Genomic DNA, 7,567 nt, shown 5'->3' on the forward strand with positions numbered 1-7,567 from the left:
GTGGTGGGCCCACCGGGATTCGAACCTGGGACCTCTCGGTTATGAGCCGATTGCTCTCACCGCTGAGCTATGGGCCCACACAATAACGTAGATTACGTTATTAATATTCTACTCTAAAACAAATCACTTGTGAAGCTCTTTATGCAATTGACAGTAAAAAATCTTTAAGACGGCAACTATAGCCCCATTCATTATCGTACCAACCAAATACTTTACCTGTTGTATCTTGAGCATCGGTAAGTAAACTATCAATAGTTACCGAGTTATTATTACCAGTATAATCGCTTGAAACAAGCGGTTCACGAGTAAAACCTAAAATATGTTTGAGTGTCGTATTAGACGCTTGCTCAAAAGCTTTATTAATACTTTCAACTGATACTGGTTTGGTTGCTGTAAACGTAAGATCTACAAGAGATACTGTTGCAACAGGCACACGCAAAGAGCCGCCCATTATTTTACCCGCAAGATGGGGCATAATACGCTCAATAAGGCTCATAGCACCCGTTGTGGTAGGTACTATATTAAGCGCTGCCGCTCTACCACGCCTTAGATCTTTTACTGAAGCATCAACATCAAGCAATGGCTGAGTGTTGGTGTAGGCATGTATAGTAGTCATGGAAACTTGAGCAAGATCAAAATTTTCAGAAAGTGCTGTAAGCATAGTTACTAAAGCGTTGGTCGTACAACTTCCTAACGATACTATTGTATGCTTACTTGCATCATACAGATTGCTATTAGTCCCCGGGATTATAGTTATATCTTCGCCATCAGCAGGTGCGGTAATAAGCACTTTTTTTGCTCCAGCTAATATATGCTTTTGAGCGCCACTCTGCTTAGTAAAATGGCCTGAAGCTTCAACTACCCAGTCAATGCCATAGGCTTTCCAAGGAGCTTTCTCTGGATCAAGCTCAGTTATAACATCAATACTATAAGAGTCTATATATAATTTACCATTTTTATATTCTATAGCTTGAGGCAATGTGCCCATAATAGTGTCATATTTAAGTGCATAAGCAGCTGCTTGAATATCACCTTTACCCACGTTAATAACAGCAACCGTAATCTTTTTAAAGCATTCGGGTTCAGCAAGCAGCGTACGTAAAAAAGTTTTCCCAATACGTCCAAAGCCATTTATTGCTATATTTATCATAGTAGTCTCTCTCTTATTGTTTCATGATTTTATCCAGCCACTTACCATGGCAACAATTTCACCTTCACTTAGTTCAGGCAATGGTGCCATTTCTATAATTAACGGAATATCACAAAATAATCTATGATTAATAATATTTTTGAGCACTTCTGGCCCTAGTACACCTAAACCAGGCACCTCATGTTTATCAACTTGAGAGCCACACTCTTCTTGTGTATCGTTTAAATGTAACAAGGCAAGTGATTCTTTACCAAAAAAATTCTCAACTTGCTCTGTAAAAGCTTGTTGGCCGCTAGGCGATATAATATCATAACCAAACACATGAGCGTGAGCCGTGTCTATGCAAAATTTTACTTTTTCAGGATAATCAAGAAGACATCTAATAGCATACAGTTCTTCTAAAGAGCTTCCGACAGCTTTGCCACCATGACCACTGTTTTCTAATACAAGAGTAAGAGTTGGTTCTTTTTTGAGTATTTTGTTAACTGACCGCGCTACGGCATGAATACTTCGCTGTTTATCAGACAAAGCTGTAGCTGCCCCTGCATGAGCAATAATATGAGAAAATCCTAACTGCTGAGCCAATAAAATTTCTTTTTTAAATACTGGATGACTATAAGCATCAGTTTTAGCTAAATTTATAAAATAGGAACTATGAACATAAAGCGCCTTAAACTGCTCTTTTAAAAGTTCGCCCAATAGTTGCAGCTCAGGCGTACACGTAATATAATCACCCGTAGTTTGTGAAAATAAAAAACACTGAAAAAAAGGTAACTGTAAACGTAAAGCTTTCTTAATCAGCTCTTCAAAACTATTTTCTAGTCTTAAATGCAAACCTACTCTAGACATTGTTCAGGTATAGTAGTGGCCGATGGCCAAAAGTTTTGAGAAACTTCTCGCGGTGCACTTATTGTAGGTAAATTATAGAGCAACTCTTCAAGTGTTTTACCCGTACGTTGTAAAATATCTAATAGTCTTAGTGCAGCATATATACCGTCATCGTAGCCAAAATAACGATCGTTAAAGAAAAAATGTCCATTGCTTGTGCTGCCAAATAAAGCATGCTGAGTTTTTACTCTATAATTAATTTTTTCTGGCGTGCTAGACTGCTCGCAAACAACGTTTACGCCTGGTTGTACTACTTGTTGAAGCAAAGAGAGCGACGAAACGTCACTTACTACTACGCCAGGATGTAAAAGACTAATATCTTGTACGTACAAAGCACTTAGCTGGTTACCAGCTACTTCTGTTCCTGTACCTGTTCGGACAAATAATTGATCCGCATTGTAACTAAATGAGAGCACCAAAGGTTTTGTTTTATGCACATCGATTGCAGCTACTGAGTTAAAACCTGTGGCATAATCAAGTTTAAAGGTACATTCAGCAAGCTTAAGAGATGCTACCAGTTGAGGTATAATCAAAGCAGCAGCACTACCGACACACTCTATACGGCACAATATACGACTTTTTTTAAGATGCTTAAATTGGCGTGCAAGCCACTGAGTATACCGTTCAACCAGAGGTAAATATTTGATAGTACCCGTTAATGGAGCAATAACTTTTTTAGGTTGCAAATACAACTGATTAAGCTCACTTAAAGCCTCACTATCAAATAATTCTGTTTTATTAAAGCAACGTATGCGCAAGCTATCACTATCCTCAGGGCACGTTGTTATATATATTCCAGCTTCTACAGGAAGGACATGTAAAGAAAAGGTAAGTACCGGTGCTGGAGCGGCACCTATAAAAATAACATTGATACCATTTTCTGTTAAAGCAGCTGTAAATTCCTGTTGTACTTGCGCAGAGTCTTCATGTGCATCTCGACCTAAAGCAATAGTTTTCACGCGAGGAGATTGGACATGCAAAAAATAGTAGGCTAAGGCATTTGCAAGAGTATAAAGTTGCTTGGCTGAAAAATCTACGTCTTTGTTACCTCGTATTTCATGCTCTTTAAAAATAGATTTATCCATACTGGTACCTTTTTAGATAAAACAAGTAATTATGCTTAGCTCTAAAAATATATACCACATCTATCACTAATTTGCTATCAACCGCTCACAAATGCGTATGTTTCCTATGCTAGAGAACTAAACTTACTATCTATTTCTACAACTTTTTCACATTAAAATTAAAATATTTAATTGATTATTTATAAATATATGATAAAATTATTAATACTTATTGTATAATATAAAGTATTTAAAATAAATGGAGATATTCTATGAAATTCTTTAAAACATTCGCAGCTGCTCTTATGCTTACTAGTTCATTAACTTATTGCATGACTCAAAAAGACAACATCAATCAACAGTTTTTTGCTGCTATACAAGCTGGCAATTATAGCTTAGTTCAAGATCTACTTAATAACGGCGCGAATGTTAATGCTCAAAATACTCAAAATTTTACCCCATTACATTTTGCTGCTCAATATGGCCATATAGCTCTAGCTCAGTTGTTAATTGATAATAAAGCCACTATTAATGCTCAAACTACTCAAAATGTTACTCCATTACATACAGCTGCTGTAAAAGGCTATACAGCTCTAGCTCAGTTGTTAATTAATAAAGGAGCAGATATTAATGCTCAAACTACTCAAAATGATACTCCATTACATTTGGCTGCAAAAAATAACCATACAGCTCTAGCTCAGTTGTTAATTGATAATAAAGCCACTATTAATGCTCAAGCTACTCAAAATTTTACTCCATTACATTTAGCCGCTCAATATGGCCATACAGCTCTAGCCCAGTTATTAATTGATAAAGGAGCAGAGATTGATGCTCAAAATACTAAAAATATTACTCCATTACATGCAGCTGCTGCAAACGGCCATACAGCTCTAGCTCAGTTGTTAATTGATAATAAAGCTAATATTAATGCTCAAGCTACTCAAAATTTTACTCCATTACATGCAGCTGCTGCAAAAGGCCATACAGCTCTAGCTCAGTTGTTAATTGATAATAAAGCCACTATTAATGCTCAAAATACTAACAATGATACTCCATTACATGCAGCTGCTGGACAAGGCCATACAGCTCTAGCTCACTTGTTAATTGATAAAGGAGCAGATATTAATGCTCAAAATACTCAAAGTGAGACTCCATTACATTGGGCTGCTTTAAATGGCCATACAGCTCTAGCTCAGTTGTTAATTGATAATAAAGCTAATATTAATGCTAAAAATACTCAAAGTGAGACTCCATTATATTTTGCTGCAAAAAACAAACATACAGTAGTTATAGAAATATTATTAAGTTATGGATCTTGTATACTACAAGACTTACTATCTAATAATGCTGTAATACAAGCTCAAGATAACAGGCTTAAACTTTCACAAACAACAAATTTTAAGGATATTGCTCAACTGTTAAATAAAGGTGCATATGCTTATCCTCTAGTTAAAGCTTTTATTGATATCAAGCGCAAACAATTATTTAATGCAATTGAATCTAATGATAGAGAAGCTGTTGCTCAACTGCTTAAAGATGGATTTACCTTAAATACCTGTGATAAAGAAGGCAACACCCTGCTTCATAAAGCTATACAATCAAAAAGCTTACATGTTATCGACTTACTGCTTTCTTTAGGTGCTGGCGAATACTTATATAAACCTAATAAGCAAAATCTAACACCACTGCAACTACTAACTGCCAATCACATGATTGCTACGGTATTTACACCTCGTCAAGAAAACATAGCCCCTACTCAATCAGCAGGTACTAAACGAAAACATCAAGACAACTAACTAAAATTAAAATAAATGGAAATATTGTATGAAATTCTTTAAAACATTCGCAGCTGCTCTTATGCTTACTAGTTCATTAACTTATTGCATGACTCAAAAAGACAACATCAATCAACAGTTTTTTGCTGCTATACAAGCTGGCAATTATAGCTTAGTTCAAGATCTACTTAATAACGGCGCGAATGTTAATGCTCAAAATACTCAAAATTATACCCCATTACATTTTGCTGCTGCACATGGTCATACAGCTCTAGCTCAGTTGTTAATTGATAATAAAGCCCCTATTAATGCTCAAGCTACTCAAAATTTTACTCCATTACATTTAGCCGCTCAATATGGCCATACAGCTCTAGCCCAGTTATTAATTGATAATAAAGCCCCTATTAATGCTCAAAATACTCAAAATGTTACTCCATTACATTGTGCTGCTGCACAAGGCCATACAGCTCTAGCTCAGTTGTTAATTAATAAAGGAGCAGATATTAATGCTCAAACTACTCAAAATGATACTCCATTACATTTGGCTGCAAAAAACAACCATACAGTAGTTATAGAAATATTATTAAGTTATGGATCTTCTATACTACAAGGCTTACTATCTAATAATGCTGTAATACAAGCTCAAGATAACAGGCTTAAACTTTCACAAACAACAAATTTTAAGGACATTGCTCAACTGTTAAATAAAGGTGCTTATGCTTATCCTATAATCAAAGCTTTTATTGATATCAAGCGCAAACAATTATTTAATGCAATTGAATCTAATGATAGAGAAGCTGTTGCTCAACTACTTAAAGAAGGATTTACCTTAAATACGTGTGATAAAGAAGGCAACACCCTGCTTCACAAAGCTATACAATCGCACAATTTAGCTATTATTGACCTACTGATTTCCTTAGGAGCTGGTAAATACTTATATACAGCTAACAAACAAAATTTAACACCTTTACAACTACTAATTGCTAACAACATGATTGCTGCTGTATTCACACCTCGTCCAGAAAGCAAAACCCCTATTCAAGTAGTAGGAACTAAAAGAAAATATCAAGATAATTAACTAAAATTAAAATAAATGAATATATCTATGAAATTCTTTAAAACAATCGCAGCTGCTCTTATGCTTACTAGTTCATTAACTTATTGCATGACTCAAAAAGATAACATCAATCAACAGTTTTTTGCTGCTATACAAGCTGGCAATTATAGCTTAGTTCAAGATCTACTTAATAATAGCGCAGATGTTAATGCTCAAGATAGAGACAATTTCACTCCATTACACTTAGCTGCCTTAAATGGCTATACAGCTATAGCTCAGTTATTAATTGACAAAAGAGCTGACATTAAGGCTCAAACAATTAGAGAAAAAGCCACACCATTACATTGCACCGCTGAAAATGGCCATACAGCTACAGCGCAGCTATTACTTGAGAAAGGAGCAGATGTTAACGCTCAAACTACTAACAATACTACTCCACTATTCATCGCAGCTTTCAATAGCCATACAACTACAGCCCACTTACTGATTGACAAAGGAGCAGATGTTAAGGCTCAAGATAAGAAAAATTGGACCGCTTTGCATGCGTCTTCTTATAATGGCCATACAGCTACAGTCCAGTTATTAATTGACAACGGAGCAGACATCAATGCTCAAAGTGATATAAATGCTACTGCCTTAGATTGGTCTTCTTATAATGGCCATACAGCTACAGCCCAATTATTGATTGACAACGGAGCAGATGTCAATGTGACTGCATTGCGCTATGCCGCTACAAATGGGCATAAAGTAACCCTAGAAATGCTACTAAGCTACAAAGCACATCTACCACAAGATTTAGCTGTTAATAACATTGTAATACAAGCTCAAGAGAATAGATTTAAACTCTCACAAAGCACAAAATTCAAGCAGATTGCTCAACTGTTAAAGAAAGGTGCATATGCCTATCCACTAGTGAAGGCTTTTGTTGATAGTAAACGTAAAAAATTATTTAAAGCTATTGCATCTAACAATATACAAGCAGTTTCCCAATTATTAAAAGATGGTTTTACTTTAAATACGTGTGATAAAGAAGGCAATACACTGCTACATAAGGCTATACAGGCAAGTGATAGAGCTATTGTTGACTTGCTGCTTTCTTTAGGGTCTGAGAGATACTTACACAAACCTAATAAGCAAGGTGTAACACCACTGCAACTACTTGCTGCTCATAACATGATTGCTACAGTATTTACTCCTCGTCAATAAAGCATACTCCCTAGTCAAACAACTAGGCACTAAAAGCACTTAAGGTGTTTTTTGTTTAATTACTGTATACTAGTGAAAGTTAGGCTTAAGCATAGCTTTCACCGTATTAATAAAACTTTATAAAAAATTAAAGTGGTATATAAAACAAAATGATACCTCTAAAACTGCACATAAAAAATTTTGTAAGCTACGGTGCAACGCCGCAGATTATTGACTTTGAGCCATACCAGCTTATCTGTCTTTCAGGCAAAAATGGCCACGGCAAATCAGCCCTTCTTGACGCACTCACTTGGGTTCTCTGGGGACAAGCACGTAAAGTAGCAGGCACAGCTAAAGCTGATGAAGGCCTTTTACGTCTTGGACAAACAAGTATGATGGTAAGCTTAGACTTTTCTTGTAACAAAGAATTTTACCGCGTCCGCAGAGA

7 protein-coding genes and 1 tRNA gene are annotated in these 7,567 nt (G+C 35.9%); 4 read left to right on the forward strand and 4 right to left on the reverse strand.

The window, feature by feature from the left end; translation table 11 throughout:
* Position 1: 1 nt before the first annotated feature.
* The 4 genes from H0X48_02370 to H0X48_02385 all read right to left on the reverse strand — a co-directional run bounded on the left by H0X48_02370 (position 2) and on the right by H0X48_02385 (position 3,123).
* Positions 2-77: transfer RNA gene (locus tag H0X48_02370), tRNA-Ile, on the reverse strand.
* Between the two features lie 62 nt (positions 78-139).
* Complete coding sequence (locus tag H0X48_02375; GenBank protein ID MBA3954141.1) at positions 140-1,150, reverse strand: type I glyceraldehyde-3-phosphate dehydrogenase; 1,011 nt, start codon at positions 1,148-1,150, stop codon at positions 140-142.
* 21 nt (positions 1,151-1,171) lie between these two features.
* Positions 1,172-1,984 carry a deoxyribonuclease IV gene (locus tag H0X48_02380; protein MBA3954142.1) on the reverse strand — a complete coding sequence of 271 codons (813 nt, stop codon included), beginning with the start codon at positions 1,982-1,984 and terminating at the stop codon, positions 1,172-1,174.
* 2 nt (positions 1,985-1,986) lie between these two features.
* Complete coding sequence (locus H0X48_02385) at positions 1,987-3,123, reverse strand: hypothetical protein (protein ID MBA3954143.1); 1,137 nt, start codon at positions 3,121-3,123, stop codon at positions 1,987-1,989.
* Between the two features lie 251 nt (positions 3,124-3,374).
* On the opposite strand from H0X48_02385, the gene H0X48_02390 reads away from it, so the two are divergent.
* From H0X48_02390 to H0X48_02405, 4 genes are all read left to right on the forward strand, one after another.
* The gene (locus tag H0X48_02390; protein MBA3954144.1) at positions 3,375-4,898 is read left to right on the forward strand and encodes an ankyrin repeat domain-containing protein; all 1,524 of its coding nucleotides are present in this window, start codon (positions 3,375-3,377) and stop codon (positions 4,896-4,898) included.
* 28 nt (positions 4,899-4,926) lie between these two features.
* Entirely contained in the window at positions 4,927-5,955 is a 1,029-nt protein-coding gene (locus tag H0X48_02395) for an ankyrin repeat domain-containing protein (GenBank protein MBA3954145.1), read from the forward strand.
* A 27-nt stretch (positions 5,956-5,982) separates the two neighbouring features.
* Positions 5,983-7,140 (forward strand): ankyrin repeat domain-containing protein, encoded by a 1,158-nt coding sequence (locus H0X48_02400; GenBank protein MBA3954146.1) that lies wholly within the window; start codon positions 5,983-5,985, stop codon positions 7,138-7,140.
* Positions 7,141-7,289: 149 nt separating this feature from the next.
* Positions 7,290-7,567: AAA family ATPase (locus H0X48_02405; GenBank protein ID MBA3954147.1), on the forward strand; the 278-nt coding region annotated here is incomplete at its 3' end.

This window comes from Candidatus Dependentiae bacterium (assembly GCA_013821315.1).
GTDB lineage: Bacteria > Babelota > Babeliae > Babelales > Babelaceae > JACDHA01.